19 protein-coding genes are annotated in these 17,779 nt (G+C 63.7%); 8 read left to right on the forward strand and 11 right to left on the reverse strand.

Going from position 1 to position 17,779, the window contains the following annotated elements; translation table 11 throughout:
• Nucleotides 1-51 precede the first annotated feature (51 nt).
• Nucleotides 52-963: a LysR family transcriptional regulator gene (locus tag FJW08_RS17825; RefSeq protein WP_140811689.1), complete on the forward strand. Its 912-nt coding sequence runs from the start codon at nucleotides 52-54 to the stop codon at nucleotides 961-963.
• 68 nt (nucleotides 964-1,031) lie between these two features.
• A complete protein-coding gene (ubiA, locus tag FJW08_RS17830; protein WP_181182958.1) occupies nucleotides 1,032-2,015 on the forward strand; it encodes a 4-hydroxybenzoate octaprenyltransferase in 984 nt (327 codons plus the stop codon).
• 80 nt (nucleotides 2,016-2,095) lie between these two features.
• Here ubiA and FJW08_RS17835 read toward each other — a convergent pair whose 3' ends face one another.
• The 3 genes from FJW08_RS17835 to FJW08_RS17845 form a co-directional block, all read right to left on the reverse strand.
• Nucleotides 2,096-2,662 carry a DUF6101 family protein gene (locus tag FJW08_RS17835; protein WP_140760005.1) on the reverse strand — a complete coding sequence of 189 codons (567 nt, stop codon included), beginning with the start codon at nucleotides 2,660-2,662 and terminating at the stop codon, nucleotides 2,096-2,098.
• Nucleotides 2,663-2,846: 184 nt separating this feature from the next.
• Nucleotides 2,847-4,277 carry an FAD-binding oxidoreductase gene (locus FJW08_RS17840; RefSeq protein WP_140811691.1) on the reverse strand — a complete coding sequence of 477 codons (1,431 nt, stop codon included), beginning with the start codon at nucleotides 4,275-4,277 and terminating at the stop codon, nucleotides 2,847-2,849.
• A 9-nt stretch (nucleotides 4,278-4,286) separates the two neighbouring features.
• Nucleotides 4,287-5,261, reverse strand: a complete 975-nt coding sequence (locus tag FJW08_RS17845) for an L-threonylcarbamoyladenylate synthase (protein WP_181182954.1) — start codon at nucleotides 5,259-5,261, stop codon at nucleotides 4,287-4,289.
• 167 nt (nucleotides 5,262-5,428) lie between these two features.
• Between FJW08_RS17845 and FJW08_RS17850 the strand changes: the two genes are divergently transcribed.
• Nucleotides 5,429-5,893, forward strand: a complete 465-nt coding sequence (locus FJW08_RS17850; RefSeq protein ID WP_246682409.1) for a hypothetical protein — start codon at nucleotides 5,429-5,431, stop codon at nucleotides 5,891-5,893.
• Nucleotides 5,894-6,067: 174 nt separating this feature from the next.
• A complete protein-coding gene (locus FJW08_RS17855) occupies nucleotides 6,068-6,454 on the forward strand; it encodes a hypothetical protein (RefSeq protein WP_140811694.1) in 387 nt (128 codons plus the stop codon).
• 77 nt (nucleotides 6,455-6,531) lie between these two features.
• Here FJW08_RS17855 and FJW08_RS17860 read toward each other — a convergent pair whose 3' ends face one another.
• Entirely contained in the window at nucleotides 6,532-6,822 is a 291-nt protein-coding gene (locus FJW08_RS17860) for an ATPase (protein ID WP_140811695.1), read from the reverse strand.
• Between the two features lie 110 nt (nucleotides 6,823-6,932).
• Nucleotides 6,933-9,488: a glycine--tRNA ligase subunit beta gene (gene glyS / locus FJW08_RS17865; protein WP_140811696.1), complete on the reverse strand. Its 2,556-nt coding sequence runs from the start codon at nucleotides 9,486-9,488 to the stop codon at nucleotides 6,933-6,935.
• A 313-nt stretch (nucleotides 9,489-9,801) separates the two neighbouring features.
• Here glyS and FJW08_RS32410 point away from each other — a divergent pair, with 313 nt between their 5' ends.
• A complete protein-coding gene (locus FJW08_RS32410) occupies nucleotides 9,802-9,978 on the forward strand; it encodes a hypothetical protein (protein WP_181182955.1) in 177 nt (58 codons plus the stop codon).
• A gap of 3 nt (nucleotides 9,979-9,981) precedes the next feature.
• On the opposite strand, the gene FJW08_RS17870 is transcribed toward FJW08_RS32410, so the two are convergent.
• A complete protein-coding gene (locus FJW08_RS17870) occupies nucleotides 9,982-10,902 on the reverse strand; it encodes a glycine--tRNA ligase subunit alpha (protein WP_181182959.1) in 921 nt (306 codons plus the stop codon).
• A 227-nt stretch (nucleotides 10,903-11,129) separates the two neighbouring features.
• Between FJW08_RS17870 and FJW08_RS17875 the strand changes: the two genes are divergently transcribed.
• Entirely contained in the window at nucleotides 11,130-11,591 is a 462-nt protein-coding gene (locus FJW08_RS17875; RefSeq protein WP_140811698.1) for a GNAT family N-acetyltransferase, read from the forward strand.
• Nucleotides 11,592-11,688: 97 nt separating this feature from the next.
• Here the strand turns inward: FJW08_RS17875 and FJW08_RS17880 are convergent, their stop codons facing one another.
• The 5 genes from FJW08_RS17880 to FJW08_RS17900 form a co-directional block, all read right to left on the reverse strand.
• Entirely contained in the window at nucleotides 11,689-13,464 is a 1,776-nt protein-coding gene (locus FJW08_RS17880) for a tetratricopeptide repeat protein (RefSeq protein ID WP_140811750.1), read from the reverse strand.
• A gap of 143 nt (nucleotides 13,465-13,607) precedes the next feature.
• The gene (locus tag FJW08_RS17885; protein WP_140811699.1) at nucleotides 13,608-14,057 is read right to left on the reverse strand and encodes a DUF1284 domain-containing protein; all 450 of its coding nucleotides are present in this window, start codon (nucleotides 14,055-14,057) and stop codon (nucleotides 13,608-13,610) included.
• Entirely contained in the window at nucleotides 14,054-14,647 is a 594-nt protein-coding gene (locus tag FJW08_RS17890; protein ID WP_140811700.1) for a biotin transporter BioY, read from the reverse strand. Before FJW08_RS17890 ends, FJW08_RS17885 begins: the two co-directional genes overlap by 4 nt.
• Before the next feature lie 106 nt (nucleotides 14,648-14,753).
• Nucleotides 14,754-15,422, reverse strand: a complete 669-nt coding sequence (locus tag FJW08_RS17895) for a GntR family transcriptional regulator (protein WP_140811701.1) — start codon at nucleotides 15,420-15,422, stop codon at nucleotides 14,754-14,756.
• A 101-nt stretch (nucleotides 15,423-15,523) separates the two neighbouring features.
• Complete coding sequence (locus FJW08_RS17900) at nucleotides 15,524-16,540, reverse strand: polyprenyl synthetase family protein (protein ID WP_140811702.1); 1,017 nt, start codon at nucleotides 16,538-16,540, stop codon at nucleotides 15,524-15,526.
• Nucleotides 16,541-16,730: 190 nt separating this feature from the next.
• Between FJW08_RS17900 and FJW08_RS17905 the strand changes: the two genes are divergently transcribed.
• Both FJW08_RS17905 and FJW08_RS17910 read left to right on the forward strand, forming a co-directional pair.
• Nucleotides 16,731-16,955, forward strand: a complete 225-nt coding sequence (locus tag FJW08_RS17905; protein ID WP_140759977.1) for a DUF2007 domain-containing protein — start codon at nucleotides 16,731-16,733, stop codon at nucleotides 16,953-16,955.
• Nucleotides 16,955-17,755: a methyltransferase gene (locus tag FJW08_RS17910; protein ID WP_140811703.1), complete on the forward strand. Its 801-nt coding sequence runs from the start codon at nucleotides 16,955-16,957 to the stop codon at nucleotides 17,753-17,755. Before FJW08_RS17905 ends, FJW08_RS17910 begins: the two co-directional genes overlap by 1 nt.
• Nucleotides 17,756-17,779 lie beyond the last annotated feature (24 nt).

Genomic DNA, 17,779 nt, shown 5'->3' on the forward strand with positions numbered 1-17,779 from the left:
CCGCTTATTCAGTAAAATAATAACTTCCCATCTGACACATAGGTTTTGACTATGAGTCTGACGCTCACGCAATTACGCTATCTCATCGCCGTCGCCCGTCATGGCAGTGTCACGGGCGCGGCCCGGGCGCTCAACATTTCGCAGCCGTCGATTTCGGTGGCGATCGACGCCATTGAAAAGGATTTCGACCAGAAACTGTTCGTGCGCCAGCGGGGAAGCGGTGTTTCGCTGACCTCCTTCGGCCGTGTCGCCGTGGCAAAGGCCAGACAGGTTCTTGCCGAGACCGACGAACTCCTGGGCCTGGCGAAGGTCAACTCGGCGATCGGCGGCGAGCTGGTGCTCGGCTGCTTCGAGGATCTGGCGCCCTATTTCGCGCCGGGCCTCATCCGCGCCTTTTCCGAACGCCATCCAGCGGTCGCCGTCATCGTCCGCGACGAGACGTTCGAGACGCTCGGGCGACGCCTGGCGGACGCCGCCGTCGATCTCGGCCTCAGCTACGATCTCGGCCTGCCGTCGCATTTCGCCCGCATCCTGCTGCATGAGCTGCGGCCGCATGCGCTGTTGCCGGCGGGCCATGCACTGGCGAACCGCCCCGAGGTCAGCCTGGCGGATCTGGCCGCCTACCCGCTGATCACGACCGACCAGCCGCATAGCTGGCAGCATATGCTCGACCTGTTTCGCAGCCGTGGCCTGTCGCCCGTCGCCGACATGCGTACAAGCTCGTTCGAACTCCAGCGCAGCATGGTGGCCAACGGCTTCGGCGTCGCGGTCAGCTATACCCGCCCGCATGGCGACCACAGCTATGACGGTTTGCGCCTCGTCTGCAAACCGCTGTCGGATCCGCTGCCCATGCAGCGCATCATCCTCACCCGCGATACGCATCAGCGCGTGTCGAATGCGGCGCTGGCTTTCATCGAGGTAGCGAAAGTCTGGTTTTCCACACGCGACATCTTCACCTCCTGACAGGTGGACGGACGCTGTTGGCCTGCTTGCCGCTTGACGGTTTCCGCCGCTGCTGCCACTCCATGCCAATGGAACCTGTCCAGTCGAAAGCGTCCCAGGGCCGCGTCGCCGATGCGCCTAACGGCCATTGGGTCTACCGCGTGCTGCCGCGCGCGATCTGGCCCTATGCACAGCTTGCGCGATGGGACAGGCCGATCGGCTGGCAGTTGCTTTTGTGGCCGTGCTGGTGGTCGGCCGCACTCGCGGCGAGCGCCTATCCCCGGCCTGGCGATCCGCTGCTCTCGCTGCTACCGGCGCCCTTGTACCTCGTGCTATTCCTGATTGGCGCCATCGCCATGCGCGGCGCCGGCTGCACCTATAACGACATTGTCGACGAAGACATCGACAACCAGGTCGAGCGGACCCGCTCACGCCCGCTGCCATCCGGCCAGACCACGCGCCGGCGAGCCTGGCTGTTTCTTGTGCTGCAGGCTCTGGTCGGTCTGGCGGTGCTGTTGCAGTTCAACAGCTTCGCCATTCTGCTCGGCGTCTGCTCGCTGGCAATCGTGGCCGTCTATCCGTTCATGAAGCGGATAACCAACTGGCCGCAACTGTTTCTCGGTTTTGCCTTTTCCTGGGGCGCGCTGATGGGATGGGCGGTCGAGTTCGGTGATCTCGATGGCCCCGCCATCATGCTCTATATCGGTTCGATCCTGTGGGTGATCGGCTATGATACGATCTATGCGCACCAGGACAAGGAAGACGATGCCATTGTCGGCGTGCGCTCGACGGCGCGGCTGTTCGGCGACAACACCAAGGCGTGGCTCGCGGGGCTTTATGGCGGCACGCTGATCTGCTTCGCCATCGCCTTCGCCTCGGCGCAGGCCCCGGTGGTGGCACTGGCTGGATTGATCGCCGCCGGTGCCCATATGGCCCGGCAGATCGCGGTGCTGGATATCGACGATCCGGACCAGTGCCTGCGGCTGTTCCGGTCGAACAACCAGGTCGGCTGGCTGATCTTCCTCGGCCTGATCGGCGGCGCGCTGTGGGTGGCGCTGAAGCCGCTTGTGTAGAAGGCTTTTCCTTCTCCCTGTAATCGGGGAGAAGGTGGCTGTCATCAGCGGCTTCGCTACCCGTGGAAGCAGAACCCGGCCTACTCGCGCGCAATGATCTCCTGGCCGTCGATGACCAGCCTGAGGCCGAGGTCACCGGCCCTGCGGCGGGCAAGGAAGCGCGGGCGGCGCGTGGTCGAAACGCGGCCCTTGCGACGGTCCTGCGGCGGCAGTGTCTTGATGGCGGCGCCGAGCGATTCTTCCAGCGTGCGGGCGACGCCGTCGGATTCGATCAGCAGCATCGGCAGGCGGTAGGCATCGGCCCAGGCGCGCCAGTCGGCGGCAACGTCTTCGAGATCGTCGGCTACCAGCAGCGGCACCGACAGCATCGGATCGTTGTGCAGGAGTTCCAGGGTCACCGTGACATTGCCTTCCGGATCCTCCATCGCACGGGCGGCGACGCCGCGAAATGCATTGGCGGGCAGCACGATGATCGCCGGCAGGCCGCTCATCTCGAGCAGGCGGCGGATCACGGCGCCACGCTGGTCGATGGTGAAGGTCACGTCGCCGTAATCGTCACGCGTCGCGTAGCTCACCACCTGCGGCAGGCGGAATGGGTCGAGGCGCATGTTGCGTCCCGCCCAGACTGGCTTCAGTCCAGTGTTCATAGAGTGCCTTCCTGTCTGTCTCCTGAGAGCCGGTGTCCGGTTCTCTCCGGGCCAGTTTTCCCGGCCTCGTTATGGGGAAACAGTAGCGCTGGCTCCTTACCGCCGCGCTTAAGAAAGTCGGTTAAATTTTGCTGATCTCAGGGATGGTTATCGGAATGCCACCAACCACAAGATGTTGAAAGGATCAGATAACCTTACCAGGATTCATGATGCCGGCCGGATCGAAGGCAGCCTTTACCCGGCGCATCAGATCGATGGCCATCGGCGGGGCGGTGGCGATCAGTTCGTCGCGCTTCAACTGACCGATGCCGTGCTCGGCCGAGATCGAACCGTGCAGGCTGCGCACCACGTCATGCACGGCCTTGTTCATGGCATGGTAGAGCGCCAGAAACGCCTCGTCGTCGCCGTCGAGGGGCCGCGAGATGTTATAGTGGAGGTTGCCGTCGCCCATATGCCCGAAACAGACCACGCGGGCGCCGGCGCTCACTGACGCCACCGCGCCGGCGGCCTCCGCGATGAAGCGCGGTATCGATGCGATCGGCACTGAAATGTCGTGTTTGATCGAAGCGCCTTCCGGCTTCTGTGCCTCGGGCAACAGCTCGCGGAAATTCCAGAAGGCGTCGCCCTGCCCGAGGCTGGCGGCGATGACGGCGTCGCCGACGAATTCCTGCTCGAGGCCTGCTGAGAGCACATCCTCGATCAGCGCCCGCGAATCCTCCGATGAGCGGCCGGACGATATCTGCATCAGCACATACCAGGGCCAATCCTCCATCAGCGGCCGCGTCACGCCCGGGGTATGCGCCAGCGTGAAATCGTATGGCCGCTTGCCGATGAGTTCGAAGGCGGTGAGCGCTGCCCCGGCGCGGTCCATGGCCAGGCTGAAAAGGGAAAGAGCGGCCTCGGGCGACGACAGGCCGACGAAGGCGACGTCGCGCCCCTTGGGCTTCGGAAAGAGTTTGAGTACGGCGGCGGTGATGACGCCGAGCGTGCCTTCTGCGCCGACGAACAGGTTCTTCAGGTCGTAACCGGTGTTGTCCTTCTTCAGCTTGCGCAAATCGTCGAACACCTCACCGGTAGGCAGCACCACCTCGACGCCGAGGCAGAGCTCGCGCGCATTGCCATAGGCCAGCACGCCGGTGCCGCCGGCATTGGACGACAGGTTGCCGCCGATCTGGCAGGAGCCTTGCGCGGCGAGCGACAGCGGGAACAGCCGGTCGGCGGCATCGGCCGCTTCCTGCAAGGTCTGCAGGATCACACCGGCCTCGACCGTGACCGTGTTGGAGAGAACATCGATCTCGCGGATGCGGTTCAGCCGCGACAGCGACAGGACGATTTCATGGCCGGACTTGTCCGGCACCTGGGCCCCCACCAGCCCGGTGTTGCCGCTTTGCGGCACGACTGGCGTTCCGGTCTCCGTCGCCAGCCGCATGATCCGGCTGACCTCGTCGACGCTGCCCGGCCGCAGCACCAGGGACGTCGCGCCATGCCAGAGGCCGCGTCGCTCGATCAGATAAGGTGCGATGTCCTGCTGATCGCGCAGCGCATATTTATCGCCGACGATCGCCGCGAAACGATCGATGAGAGCGGGATCGAGTGTCTTTGCCGTTTCGGTCATGTGGGAAAACTACGTCGAGGGCTGTGCGTTGTCACGAGGAGCGGCGGCACGGGAGAGCCGGTCGTTGATGGCCTCGCCCAGCCCGTCAAAGGGGATCGGCTCGACCGCGATGGTGCGCGCGCCGCTGCGGTCGAGTTCCTGCATGTAGGCGAAGAGATTGCTTGCCGCTTCCCGCAGATCGCCTGCAACCGAAAGGTTGAGGAAAGCAGTTGCGCCACGCCAGCCTTCCGCTCTCTGGCTGCCAAAGGCGAGCAGCGCTTCGCCCTCGCCGATCGCCCGCGCATTGAGCCGCACCGCGGCGCCCGGCGCGTAGTGCGAGGCAAGCATGCCTGGCGCCTCGACGCCGGCAATGCCGCCGCGCAGCAGATCCATGCCGATGGCCGCCTCGATTTCGCCTGCGGCAATGCCACCGGGCCTCAGCAGCCGCAATCTTTCGCCTTCGGCCTTGACGATGGTCGATTCCAGCCCGACTGGCGTGGCGCCGCCATCGACCACCAGCTTGATGCGCGCGCCTAAATCCGTCGCCACCGCTTGCGCCGTCGTCGCGCTGATCTTGCCGGATGAATTGGCGCTGGGCGCGGCAAGCGGTCGGCCGAGCCTGGCGATCAGCTCGCCGCCAAAACCCCTCGGCATGCGCAAGGCGACCGTGTCGAGCCCGGCGGTGACCAGCGGATGAATGCCGTTGCCGGGGCGCTGCGGCAGCACCAGCGTCAGCGGGCCCGGCCAGAAGGCAAGCGCGAGCTTCGTCGACAGCGGATCGAACAGAGCGATGCGCTCGGCCATCGCCATGTCGGCGACATGGGCGATCAGCGGATTGAAACGCGGCCGACCCTTGGCTTCGAAAATGCGCGCCACGCCGATGCCGCTGGTGGCGTCGCCTGCCAGCCCATAGACGGTCTCGGTCGGAATGGCGACGACATCGCCGCCCTCAAGCAGCGCCAACGCCGGTTCCATCGCTTCGCCGACGGCAAGTATTTCAGCCACTCTCGTCACCTCGCGGATGCCGGCTGCGTAATACGACGGCGTCTCCGGGGCAAGCGGGCATTGGCAATTCATCAATTCCTAAAATGCTATGTTTCCATGAAAGCCGGTATCAATCGCCGGGCACTATCGTGCGGGCTTCTGGGCAATGGGGAGCTATGTCAGTGTCTATGCGTATCTGGGGAACGCTTGCTATCAGTCTGGCTGCCATGGCTGGCGGGGCTCAGGCCTCGTCGCTGGTCTTTCCCGGTGCGCCGGCCTCGACGCCCTCCATCCTTGCGCTGAAGGCGACCGACGGCAAGGCGAGCGACGTGGTGTCCGTCGTTGCGCTCGGCGAGCCCGACGTCACTTATGAAAAGGTGGCGGCAATCCCGGAAAAGGCCGAGGCGAGGCAAGGCTTCCCGCAGAGCCCGATGATCATTCGCGGCGGGATGGTCGGCGGCGCCTTCTCGACACCAGTGCAAGCCAAGGCGCCGGCCGCCGCAACCGCCCCCGCTACGACAACCTCCCCCGCCACGGCGACCGCCTCGGCAGCCCCCGCGCCGGCGGCGCACGGAAAAGCAGCGGCACCGGCGGCAGCCGTAACACCGCCGGCAGCCCAACAGCCTGCTTCAGGAGCCGGCAAGGTCAAATAGCGAGCTGCCAACTGGCCGATCAAAATGCTCGATGGCTTGACGGCAGTCTGGCGCGCTGCGCAACCATTATGAGGCGAATTTCGTCTCGACGATCTGGCTGGCGGCGCCGCGGCCTGACTTTCGCCAAGCGGCTCCGGCGGACGGGATTGCATTGTTCTAGGCAAGGGGTTGCTCATGAAAAAATCGAAGACCGTTACCGTGGCTGGGTTTCTGCTGATGTCATTGCTTGGCGGCGCGGCCCATGCGGATGACATGCTGGGGTCTTATGTCGCGCGCATTTCCGATCGCGATCACCAGGCGAGCGACGGCTATGCGCTGGATGGCGCCGCGCAAATGGTGCGGCAGGACCGCGCCAACTGGCACAAATTCCACCGCCGCGACAGCGACGACGAAGGTGGTGCCTGGTTCAGGACCAACGACCAGCGTGCCGACCTGCAGCGCATGCTAGAACGCCCCGGCGCGATGAGTTCCTCGACCAAGCGCGCCATCGTCAATGGCGAGCCGCTGATCCAGGTCGACGTCTACGAAAACAGCGTGCGCGTCAGCATTCTGGAGAACTGATCAAATCAGTTTGAAAAGACAACAGGAAGGGCGGCGCCAAGCACCGCCCTTTCCTCGAGAAAACTCGCTACCTGAAATCAGGCCGCTTCTTCCTTGTCGTCTTCGTCGGACTCGCCGTCTTCGGATTCTTCTTCGCCCTCGGCGTCGTCGCCTTCGGCTTTCACGGCGTCATCGTCGTCATCTTCGTCAGACTCTTCGCCGTCTTCGTCGTCGCCTTCTTCGTCATCGCCATCCTCGTCTTCATCAGACAGATCGGCGGCTTCGGCCGTGGCAGCGGCATGATCGAGGGCGGCTTCGGAAGCGGATTCTAGCGCCTCGGCAGGGGCCGAGGTTTCTTCTGTCACTTCGATTTCGTGATCGGAATTCATGGAAGCCTCCGTTGGGTTGGGGAACATGTCCCTTTTGCCAGGGAGAGGTCATCGTCATATGACTGTAAGCCGGCTCGAATGACCGGCTGGAAGATATTTTTCCTCGCCTCTCAACCAGCGATTTTCGAGAAATCCGCGACCTGACCGGTAGCGGTCCGAATGCGAGTGAGCAGCGCAAGGCGGTTGGCGCGCACGGACAAGTCCTCATCATTCACGAGAACATGCTCAAAGAATGAATCAACGGGTTCACGCAAAGCGCTAAGCGCCAGCATGGCAGCGGAAAAGTCTTGGTTTTGAATCGCTTCGCCGGCTTGCTTCTCGGCCTGATTCACCGCCGCAAACAGCGACTTCTCGGCATCTTGCCGAAACAACGCCGGTTCGACGGTTTCGGCGACCGCCGTTTTCTTCTTCTCCTCGGCGGCCAGGATGTTGGCGGCACGCTTGGTGCCGGCGAGCAGGTTTTTGCCATCCTCGGTGTCGAGGAAGGAACCAAGCGCTTCGACGCGGCGCACGATCTGCAACAGGTCGTCGGACTGCGGCGTGATGACGGCATCGATGAGATCGTGCCGTGCGCCCTGGTCGCGGAGATGGACTTTCAGGCGGTCGTGGAAGAAGGCGAGGAGATCGGACGCCGCAAGGCCAATCAACCCAGAAAGTTCGCCCTCCGCCTCCCGCACCCTATTTGTTTGCTCTGCAACAGCATTGTGGTAGCCGGCATCCCCCAAAGTTGCCCGCAATGCTTCAGACATCTCAAAGCTAGGCGCTGACGCTCCAGTCATATCCGCATAGCGCTCGACCAATGCCAACCGCTTTTGAATGTGTTCAAACGTAGAATAGAAATAGTCTTCGCTCTTTTTCGCGGTTCCACTATCACCATTTTTTCGTGCGTACATGAAAGCATGAATTTTTGTCGATGAGAAATCGCAATCAAAGCGCCAAAGCCATAAGTATGGGCCACCCGCGACGAAGCTGAGAAAATCGGCAAATTCTGATTCCGAATTATCCCAAAAATACTCCATCTCAAGACCAAAGGCTCTATTTTGCTGGGATAGTTGGTTCAATGAAGCACGGGTCACCATGCGCATTATGTTGGTTGATACCTCCTTCTCCATTACAGCACGGATGATCCCAAGCGCTGCTCTCCGCAGCGCATAGGGATCTTTGCTCCCGGTCGGCGTCTCTCCAATGGCCCAGAAACCGACCAGCGTATCCAGCTTGTCGGCGAGGGCGACGGCGACCGACACCGGATCGCTCGGCACATAATCGGATGGGCCCTGCGGCTTGTAATGTTCCTCGATGGCTGCGGCCACGGATTGATGCTCGCCCTGCAGCAACGCATATTTGCGGCCCATGGCGCCTTGCAATTCGGGAAACTCGCCGACCACTTCGGTGGTGAGATCGGCCTTCGCCAGGACGGCGGCGCGACGCGCCAGCGCGGGATCGGCGCCGACGATCGGCGCCAGTTCTTCCGCCAGCCGGGCAATCCGCTCCACCCGCTCACCCTGCGTGCCGAGCTTGGCATGGAACGTGACATTGAGATGGTCGAGGCGGGCCATGCGCTGGTCGAGCGGCTTCTTCAGATCGAGGCCGAATTTTTCCGCAGATGCCCGGAGTTGCTCGAGATCGGGCAAGTCGCCCTGATCAGTCGTCCAGAAATAAAGCGCGTCGGACAGTCGGGCGCGCACCACCTTGCCGTTGCCGTGGGCGATTTCCTTGCCGCCGTCCTTCGCCTCGATATTGGCGGTGAGGATGAAAGGGTTGGAGAGCACGTCGCCCTCCCCCTGCGGCCGCGTCACAAAACACTTCTGGTTGGCACGGATGGTCAGCCGGATCACTTCCGCCGGGATGGCCAGGAAAGCCTGCTCGAACTCGCCCATCAGCACGACAGGCCATTCGACCAGCCCGGACACTTCTTCAAGCAAGCCCTCGTCCTCGACAAGGTCGAGCCCGTTGGCGAAGGCGAGGTTGCGGGCGTCGGCAAGGATGATCTCCTTGCGGCGGTCGGCATCGAGCACGACCTTGGCCGCTTCCAGCTTCGACACGTAATCGTCGAAGCGGCGCACGGTGATTTCGCCAGGCGCGAGGAAACGGTGGCCGTAGGTGATGTTGCCCGAACGGATGCCGTCGATCTCGAAATCGACCACGACCGGCTCCTCGGTCTCGGGGCCGAAGGTGCACAGGATCGATTGCAGCGGGCGCACCCAGCGCAGCGAGCCCGGCTTGGCCGAGGCCGGCCCCCAGCGCATCGACTTCGGCCAGGGGAAATTGCGGATGATATCGGGCACCAGTCCGGCGATGATCTCTTCGGCCGCCCTGCCCGGCTTCGAAATATGGGCAACGTAGAAGTCGCCCTTCTTCGGGTCGGAATGGACATGCGCTTCGGAGATCGAAGACAACCCGGCCTTGCGCAGGAAGCCTTGGACGGCCTGTTCAGGCGCCGATGTCGACGGCCCCTTGATATCCTCGTGAATATCCTTCGAGCGTGCGTTGAGGCCACGGATATCGAGGGTAAGGCGCCGCGGCGTCCAGTACTCGCGCGCCGCCTCGTAGGTCAGACCCGCCTCGACCAGACCGTCGGTCAGCATCTTCCTCAGATCGCCCGCCGCCTTGCGCTGCATGCGGGCAGGGATTTCCTCGGAGCGAAGTTCGAGCAACAAATCCGGCATCAGCGTATCTCCGCCCGCATGCCATTTTCCTGTTTGCGCGTCCTCGCGCCTCCGGCGCTGCGGTCGCGCGGCTGAGCAGGAATCTCTTCCGGGCGAAGTTCTAGAAGCAGGTCAGGCATGGTTGGGGCTCACGCGGCAAAATGGTCCGCGCGGGGCATAGCAACTCGGCTGGCCGCTGTCACCCTTTCCAGAAATTTTGGCCACCCTGTCGGGACGAGCCGACCCCGCCCGTCCTTGGATCAAAGATTTCCATGAACCGAACGCAGCGCTGAAGCGACCCACGCTCAGGCAGGGAACTATTGGCTGAACGATCATGAAAACCGCATCCAGACTTCTTCAGATCCTCGCGCTCAGCGCCTGCTTCACCGCGCAGGCCCACGGCGCCTTCTCGATGCCGGGCGTGCGGCAGGCGCTGCGGACGATGTCTGGTCCGAGCGGCCAGATCCTGCCGCAGATCAACGCTTCCCTCGAAATGATCAACGGCGCTTGAGGCTCAGGCCGCCATTCCACCGGCCTGCGTCTTCAAGAACGCCTCGCCGCAGGCTTTCGCCAGATTGCGCACGCGCAGGATGTAGCTTTGCCGCTCGGTGACCGAGATCACACCACGCGCGTCGAGCAGGTTGAAGACATGGCTCGCCTTGATGCACTGGTCGTAGGCCGGGAAGACCATCTTGTGCATCGGCAAATTGTCGTTCGAGGCCGGCGCGCCGGCCTCGAGCAGCGCCTTGCACTCGGCCTCGGCATCCTCGAAATGCCGAAGCAGCATCGCGGTGTTGGCGTATTCGAAATTGTGGCGCGAATATTCCTGCTCGGCCTGCAGGAAGACATCGCCATAGGTCACCTTGTCGGCGCCCTCGCGGCCATTGAAGTTGAGGTCGTAGACATTGTCGACGCCCTGCACATACATGGCCAGGCGCTCCAGGCCGTAGGTGAGTTCGCCCGCCACCGGCGCGCATTCGATGCCGCAGACCTGCTGGAAGTAGGTGAACTGCGACACTTCCATGCCATCGCACCAGCATTCCCAGCCAAGACCCCAGGCGCCCAGCGTCGGGCTTTCCCAGTCGTCCTCGACGAAGCGAATGTCGTGCAGCAGGGGGTCGACGCCTATCGCCGCCAGCGAGCCGAGGTAAAGCTCCTGCAGGTTCGGCGGATTGGGCTTCAGGATCACCTGGTACTGGTAGTAGTGCTGCAGCCGGTTTGGGTTCTCGCCGTAACGGCCGTCCTTGGGACGGCGCGAAGGCTGGACGTAGGCGGCGTTCCAACGCCTGGGCCCGAGTGCGCGCAGCGTCGTTGCCGGATGAAACGTGCCGGCGCCGACCTCCATGTCATAGGGTTGGAGGATGACGCAGCCATAGGCCGCCCAGTAATTGTGCAAGGTCAGGATCAGCCCCTGGAACGAGCGGCTGGGATGCATATGGGCTGGGATTTCAATCGTCACGATGGCCTCGGCGACACAGGCTAGCTTGCGGCCACGTCCTAGAGACACGGCGGCGAAGCGTCAAGCAAGGCGCGTGCGATGCGGGCCGCGGTGAGCATACCGGGCGATGTTGAAAACTTTGCCAGCGACTGGCCCATTGCCCGTCGCCACTGCCCGCGATCCAATTCGACCAAGCATCCGCCTCAAGCACAACAGGTTCAGCCATGTCCAGCCCGATCACCATCCGCCCGGTCACGCGTCAGGACTTCGACCAATGGTTGCCGCTGTGGGACGGCTACAATGCGTTCTATGGCCGCTCGGGCGAGACGGCGCTGGCAAGCGAGATCACCGCGATGACGTGGTCGCGCTTCTTCGACGCCTACGAGCCGGTCCATGCGCTGGTCGCCGAGAGCGGGGGCCGGCTTCTTGGCCTCGTCCACTACCTGTTCCACCGCAGCACCATGGCGATCGCGCCGAACTGCTATCTGCAGGATCTTTTCACCAACGAGGCCTCGCGGGGCAAAGGCATCGGCCGGGCGTTGATCGAAGGCGTCTACGAGCGCGCCCAGGCGGCGGGTTCCGGCCGGGTGTACTGGCTGACGCATGAAACCAATCACACGGCGATGAAGCTCTATGACAAGGTCGGCGAACGCTCGGGCTTCGTCGTCTATCGTAAGATGTTCTGAGGACGTTTCCAGCGCGTCGGCATGCGTTTGAGCGGCACGGATCTCAAAACCAAAACGGGGCTCTGAGAGCCCCGTTCGCATTCCAAAAAAGGCGGTTTCAGCCCTTCGGGGCCGGGACCGGCTCCGGCTTGACCTTAGGGGTCTCCTGCGCCGTGTTGGATACGATCGGCGGCAGGCCCTTCATCAGCTTCTGCTGCAGGTTGGCCAGCACGTCGGGATCGGGCTTCAGATCGCGGGCCTGGTTCCACTGGAAGGTGGCTTCCAGCTTGCGGCCGACGCGCCAATAGGCGTCGCCGAGATGGTCGTTCAGAACCGGATCTTCCGGCTTCAGCGCGACCGCACGTTCCATTTCGCGCACGGCGTCATCGAACCGGCCGAGGCGGAAATAGGCCCACCCCAGGGAATCGACGATGTAGCCGTCGCTCGGCCTGAGATCGACGGCCTTCTGGATCATCTCCAGGCCTTCCTTCAGGTTGGTGTTCATGTCGACCCAGGAATAGCCGAGATAGTTCAGCACCTGCGGCTGGTCCGGCTGCAATTCCAGCGCCTTGCGAAAATTCGGCTCGGCCTTCGGCCATTCCTTCAGCCGCTCATAGGCGATGCCGCGCTGATAGAAGATGTTCCAGTTGGCGGCGGTCGGCGTCTTCAGCACCTCGACGGCCTTGTCGTAGAGATTGGCGGCGGAGCGGAAATCCTCCTTCGAGGAGTAGACGCCCCCAAGCGCCAGATAGGCGCGCATGTCGTTGGGATGGGCTTCGACGAAGGCCTTCAGATGCGTGATCGCCTCGTCATGGCGGTCGAGATCGGCAAGGTTGAGGCCAAGCTGCAGGTCCGAAATCTCCTTCAGCGGCGAAGAGTCGGGGATGCGCCGATAAAGCGCGATGGCGCCCTCGCCGTCCTTCAGCTGTTCGGCGACGGCGGCAAGTTGCACGAGCGCCGCGTCGCTGTCCGGCTTCAGGGCCAAGGCATATTGCAAATAGAGGCGCACGAACGGCTCGCCGCCGCCGCGGTTGAGCGCGGTGGCAAGATCGAGCAGGATTTCGGAAGCACCGTCGGACGGACCGGAAACGAAGGGCGCGATCTTGTCGCCCTTGCTGATCTTGTCACGCAAGGCGACGATTTCCAGCTTGCCCGGCGAAAACGCCTCGGCCTGGTCGAGCACCGAGAGCGCCTTGGCCTTGTCGCCCTTGCGGGCCAGGAACGAGGCATAGGCCTGCGCGTTGCGCATCCAGGTTTCAGGCGCCGCACCGCCGGCGGCGGTGTCCTGCATCGTCGCGGCGTAGATCGCCTCGGCCTTTTCGGGCATGCCGGATGCATCGGCAATCAGGGCGCGGTGGAAGGACTTGAACAGGCCGAACCAGTCAGGTCCCTGCAGCTTGTCGATCGAAGCCATCGCTTCGCTGGCCTGGCCGGCACCTTGTTCGGCCCAGCCGGACATGACGCCGGAGATCAGCCGGTCGAGATCGGATTCCAGCGACAGCTTGAGCCAGTACTGTGCCTTGGTGAAATCCTTCTTGTGGAAGGAATCGACCGCCAGCGCCAGGCGCGAGAAGCGCTCGACATCGGGCACTTCCTTGAGCTTGTCGGCATAGACCAGGGATTCGTCGAACCGCCCTTGAGCGATCAGCGACAGCATCAGGCTCTGCTGCAGTGCGGTGTCGCTCGGATTGAAAGCCAAGGCCTGCTTGTAGTACGCGATGGCGCTGTCGAGATCGTTGTCGCCTTCGGCGATCCGGGCAGCCAGATAGGCGCCCGAGAACGACGATATCTTGACCGGTTCGGTGGATTGCTTGGCATAGGCCGGCAAAGCCGAGATCGCCATGCCCGTCACAATTGCCAGCCTCGTCAGCCAGCGCGCACGTCCTTGCTGCATCATATCCCTTTCAGCCAGGCGCCATCTCCGCGTCAGCGGGATCGACCCAGACTCGATCTTTCCAGGCAAAGCATGGCCTTTTTGGGGTCGCGCTTCAATCCGCCCGAAATTCACAATCGGGTCACCCGATTAACAAACCATGGCTAAAGGGGACAGTTTTGCGTCTCAACGGGCCGTTGCAGCCGCGTATCGCGATAGCCGCCGCTTGCCACCGCGCTGCACAGATCGCTCCATTCACAGCCCCCGCATGCCTTGCGCACGTGGCCGGCCGAGAACGCCTGCCGTAGCCGTATCAGGGTCGCGGCATCGAGATCGAGGCGGACGCCGTCCCGGATCGGCCGAGCCAGCAGCGCTTCCACGTCATCGCCGGCCTGCCGGTCGCGCCCGGCCGCGCTGTCGCGCAGGCAGTGCGGTTCCGGCTCGCCAAGCAACGGGGCGCAGATGTCGTCCGGGCCGGAAACGAGGAGGATGTCCTCGCCCCGGCTCAGGCGCTCCGCGATCCCGTCATAATTGGCGGTGAAGGCGGGGCTGTATCCCTTGCCCACATAGGTGAGCAGGCAAAGGAGATGATGGGCGCGAAGCCTGATCGTCACGGCTTCGGCAAGTTCATCTTGCCGCGCGGAAGCGCCATCAGCGTCGCAGCGCCAAGCGCCGACTTCAGCAACCCGCCGACGATGAACGGCAGGAAGCCGAAGGTGATGGCCTTCTCGGCGCCGATCATGACGGCAAGCCAGGCCGTGCCGAGAGCCAGACAGGCGAGGTTGCCGAGCAGCATGGCGACGAAGGCAAGCAAAACGCTGTTGCCGTTCCAGCCACGTTCGGCCAGCCAGCCGACAAGCGCACCGGTGATGGGAAAGGCAAAGAGATAGCCGCCCGTCGGGCCGACGAAATGCTGAATGCCGGCGGCGCCGCCAGCCAGGACCGGGAAGCCGACAGCACCTTCGACCAGCCAAGCGGCGATCGTCACCGCGCCAAGCCGCCAGCCATAGAGCGCGCCGATAAGCGTTACCGCGAAGGTCTGCATGGTCACGGGAACAGGCACCATCGGCACCTCGATGTAGGAGGACAGCGCCAGGAACAGCGTGCCGAGCACGACGGCACCGGCCTGCCCGGCGAGTGATCGCTGCTGCAGCCGCAGCGGGCTGAAAGACGGTCTGGCGGACGAGAATGCAAGGTTGGTCATAGGCTTCCCTTCGGTCGATCCAAAATTATAGATAATTTGTGCTTTCGATCTATTATCGAATCCACATTTCTGGAGCGATAGCAAGCCCGGGCTCGGGAAAAGGCGCTTAACCCACGATCGCGAAGGCTTCGCGCGTGGCGCCGGACGCTGTCCTGACCGGCTTGCGGCCAATCCATTGGACATGCCGTCCCAGTGTCGCCGCGGCCGATTCGGCATTTCCCTGCCGCAAGGCGCTGAGGATCGCCCGGTGATCCTGATCGGTGCGCGCCTCCCACTCCGAACGCCATGCCGCGAACAGGAAGCGCGCGCTTGCGGCGTGCAGGTCGTCAATGGTGGCAAGCAGGCGCGGCATGCCGCACGGCGCCAGGATCAGCCGATGAAAGGCGCGATTGGCCTCCTCCCACGACCTGACGTCGCGGGATTTGTCGCCGGCCTTGGTCGCCTCCTCGGCCTGATCAAGAATGGCCGAAGTCAGATGCGGCGCGGCGTGGCGCAATGCCAGCACTTCGAGCGCCGCCCGCATTTCGGCGACCTCCTTGACCTCGCCCAGGTCGAAGGCCGCCACTCGCACGCCCCGGCGCGGCTCGCTGACGGCGAGCCCCTGCGCCTCGAGCCGGCGGAAGGCCTCGCGCACGGGAACATGGCTGGTTTTGAATTCCTCCGCGACATGATCCTGCCGCAACCTCGCCCCCGGCTCTATCGCGCCGGAGATGATGCGATCCGCCAGCACCTTGCTGATGCGCACCGCTATGGTGTCGTCCGTGCCCTTCGCCATGATTTATAGATAATTTGCGGCAAGGCCGCTTGTCGAGACGGCAGGGGCGAATTCTCTTTCCACTGGCACAGCCTGGAGGACGTCCGTGAAAGCCGGCCGCCTCAGTTCACCCGGCTGATGCAGAAATCGATGACCTCGATCAGCGCCGATTTCTGCGGCGTCTCTTCCAGCGGCGCCAGCGCGTCGCGAGCGATCTCGCCGAAATGGCGGGCGCGCCCGATCGTGTCGGCAATGGCACCGTGGCGGGTCATCAGGCCGATCGCCTTTTCCAGCCCGGCGTCATCGACGACATTGTCTTCGATGGCACGCTTCCAGAAGGTGCGTTCGGTCTTGCTGCCGCGCCGGTAGGCGAGGATGACCGGCAAGGTCACCTTGCCCTCGCGAAAATCGTCGCCGACATTCTTGCCGAGATCCTTGCTGGTGCCGCCATAATCCAGCGCATCGTCGATGAGCTGGAAGGCAAGACCGAGATTCATGCCATAGGAGCGCAGCGCGGCACGGTCGTTGCGGGTCGCCTGGGCGATGACCGGTCCAACCTCGGCGGCGGCCGAAAACAGCGCCGCGGTCTTGGCCTTTATGACGGCGAAGTGCTCGTCCTCGGTGGTTTCGAGGTTCTTGGCGGCGGCAAGCTGCATGACCTCGCCCTCGGCAATGATCGAGGCGGCGCTGGACAGAATGTCGAGCGCTTCGAGCGAGCCGACATCGACCATCATGCGGAAGGCCTGGCCGAGCAGGAAGTCACCGACCAGCACGCTGGCCTGGTTGCCCCAGATCATGCGGGCGGTCTTCTTGCCACGCCGCATGCCGCTTTCGTCGACGACGTCGTCATGCAGGAGCGTGGCCGTATGCATGAACTCGACCGACGTAGCGAGCTTGACGTGGCCCTCGCCGGGATAGCCGAACATCTGCGCCGCAGCCAGCGTCAGCATTGGCCTGAGCCGCTTGCCGCCGGACGAGATCAGATGGTTGGCGACCTCGGGAATCATCTCGACGTCGGAGCCGGCCTTGGACAGGATCAGTTCGTTGACGCGCCCCATATCGGCGGCCGTCAAATCGATCAAATCCTTGATGGATGCGGGTTCCCGCTTCCCGTCTTCGATGTTGAGAACGACACCCACGACAATCACTCCCGTCTTGGTATAACGCGTGCGACGGCACCCTTAGTCCCGGCATGGACTCTAGGGCGGCGGACACGGCCACGGCAAGAGGCGAATTGGCGCGGCGGCGGCGACAGCGTGTCAACGTCGGGAAAATGCGGGTATGCGGCCGGACGTTTACAGGCACGCTGCAACCTGCGAGTTTCTCGCGATGATAGAGCTCATCCGCACCAACGACGCCGTCATCATCTCCTTTGTCGAATCGCTGATGCGCGATGCCGGCATCGGCTGCTTCGTCGCCGACCAGAACATGAGCGTGCTCGACGGCTCGCTCGGCATCCTGCCACGGCGCGTCATGATCGATGCCGACCAGGCCGACGCCGCGCGCCGCATCCTGACCGACGCCGGCATCGCCAACGAGATCCGGGGGAAATAATGTCGGCCGCGCCAGCCGCACTTGCCACCGATACGCCGGCCCACACGGTCGATGCCTTCCATCGCGGCCGGTTCTGGCTGGTGCAGCCCAAGCATGGCGGCCATCGCGCCGGGATGGATGCGATGATGCTGGCCGCATCCGTGCCATCCTCCTTTGGCGGAAGGCTCGCCGATTTCGGGGCCGGCGCCGGTGCTGCCGGTCTTGCGGTGCTGTCGCGCTGTCCGGGCGCCCAGGCAGTGCTGGTCGAACGCGCGCCCGAGATGGCCGCCTTCGCGGCGGCCACGCTTGCCCATCCCGGCAATGCGCATCTCAGCGATCGCGCGGCCGTGCTCGTCGCCGATGTCACCGTTTCGGGCCGGGCCCGGGCCGCCGCCGGGCTTGCCGACAATGATTTCGACTTCGTCATCATGAACCCGCCTTTCAACGCCGCACGGGACCGCGCCACATCGGACCGCCTGCGAAAGGAGGCCCATGTCATGGAGGATGGGCTGTTCGAAAGCTGGATCCGCAGCGCGGCGGCGGTTGTCAGGCCGCGCGGCTGGCTTGCCGTCATCGCCCGGCCCGAACAGCTCGGCGCCATTCTCGACGCGATTTCAGGCCGCTTCGGCGAAGCCGAGATGCTCGCCGTGCACCCTCGCCCGGACGCGGCGGCAATCCGCATCATCGTGCGGGCGGCTCTCGGGGCACGGGGAAAGCTTGCCATCCGCCCGCCCCTGATGCTTCACGCGCGATCGGGCAACGGCCCCGACGAGCGCAGCGAAATGATCACCAACGGGCTCGCCTCGCTGTTCGGAGACTGAGCTGTTCGCGGCCTGCACATTGCC

Origin of the sequence: Mesorhizobium sp. B3-2-1 (genome assembly GCF_006439515.1) — a bacterium.
In the GTDB taxonomy this organism is placed as follows: domain Bacteria; phylum Pseudomonadota; class Alphaproteobacteria; order Rhizobiales; family Rhizobiaceae; genus Mesorhizobium.

What these genes read in the sequence shown, in the direction of transcription:
- FJW08_RS17825 (WP_140811689.1), top strand. Translation starts at nt 52, where the DNA reads ATGAGTCTGACGCTCACGCAATTACGCTATCTCATCGCCGTCGCCCGT.
- ubiA (WP_181182958.1), top strand. Translation starts at nt 1,032, where the DNA reads ATGGAACCTGTCCAGTCGAAAGCGTCCCAGGGCCGCGTCGCCGATGCG.
- FJW08_RS17835 (WP_140760005.1), bottom strand. Translation starts at nt 2,662, where the DNA reads ATGAACACTGGACTGAAGCCAGTCTGGGCGGGACGCAACATGCGCCTC.
- FJW08_RS17840 (WP_140811691.1), bottom strand. Translation starts at nt 4,277, where the DNA reads ATGACCGAAACGGCAAAGACACTCGATCCCGCTCTCATCGATCGTTTC.
- FJW08_RS17850 (WP_246682409.1), top strand. Translation starts at nt 5,429, where the DNA reads ATGCGTATCTGGGGAACGCTTGCTATCAGTCTGGCTGCCATGGCTGGC.
- FJW08_RS17855 (WP_140811694.1), top strand. Translation starts at nt 6,068, where the DNA reads ATGAAAAAATCGAAGACCGTTACCGTGGCTGGGTTTCTGCTGATGTCA.
- FJW08_RS17860 (WP_140811695.1), bottom strand. Translation starts at nt 6,822, where the DNA reads ATGAATTCCGATCACGAAATCGAAGTGACAGAAGAAACCTCGGCCCCT.
- glyS (WP_140811696.1), bottom strand. Translation starts at nt 9,488, where the DNA reads ATGCCGGATTTGTTGCTCGAACTTCGCTCCGAGGAAATCCCTGCCCGC.
- FJW08_RS32410 (WP_181182955.1), top strand. Translation starts at nt 9,802, where the DNA reads ATGAAAACCGCATCCAGACTTCTTCAGATCCTCGCGCTCAGCGCCTGC.
- FJW08_RS17870 (WP_181182959.1), bottom strand. Translation starts at nt 10,902, where the DNA reads ATGCATCCCAGCCGCTCGTTCCAGGGGCTGATCCTGACCTTGCACAAT.
- FJW08_RS17875 (WP_140811698.1), top strand. Translation starts at nt 11,130, where the DNA reads ATGTCCAGCCCGATCACCATCCGCCCGGTCACGCGTCAGGACTTCGAC.
- FJW08_RS17880 (WP_140811750.1), bottom strand. Translation starts at nt 13,464, where the DNA reads ATGCAGCAAGGACGTGCGCGCTGGCTGACGAGGCTGGCAATTGTGACG.
- FJW08_RS17890 (WP_140811700.1), bottom strand. Translation starts at nt 14,647, where the DNA reads ATGACCAACCTTGCATTCTCGTCCGCCAGACCGTCTTTCAGCCCGCTG.
- FJW08_RS17895 (WP_140811701.1), bottom strand. Translation starts at nt 15,422, where the DNA reads ATGGCGAAGGGCACGGACGACACCATAGCGGTGCGCATCAGCAAGGTG.
- FJW08_RS17905 (WP_140759977.1), top strand. Translation starts at nt 16,731, where the DNA reads ATGATAGAGCTCATCCGCACCAACGACGCCGTCATCATCTCCTTTGTC.
- FJW08_RS17910 (WP_140811703.1), top strand. Translation starts at nt 16,955, where the DNA reads ATGTCGGCCGCGCCAGCCGCACTTGCCACCGATACGCCGGCCCACACG.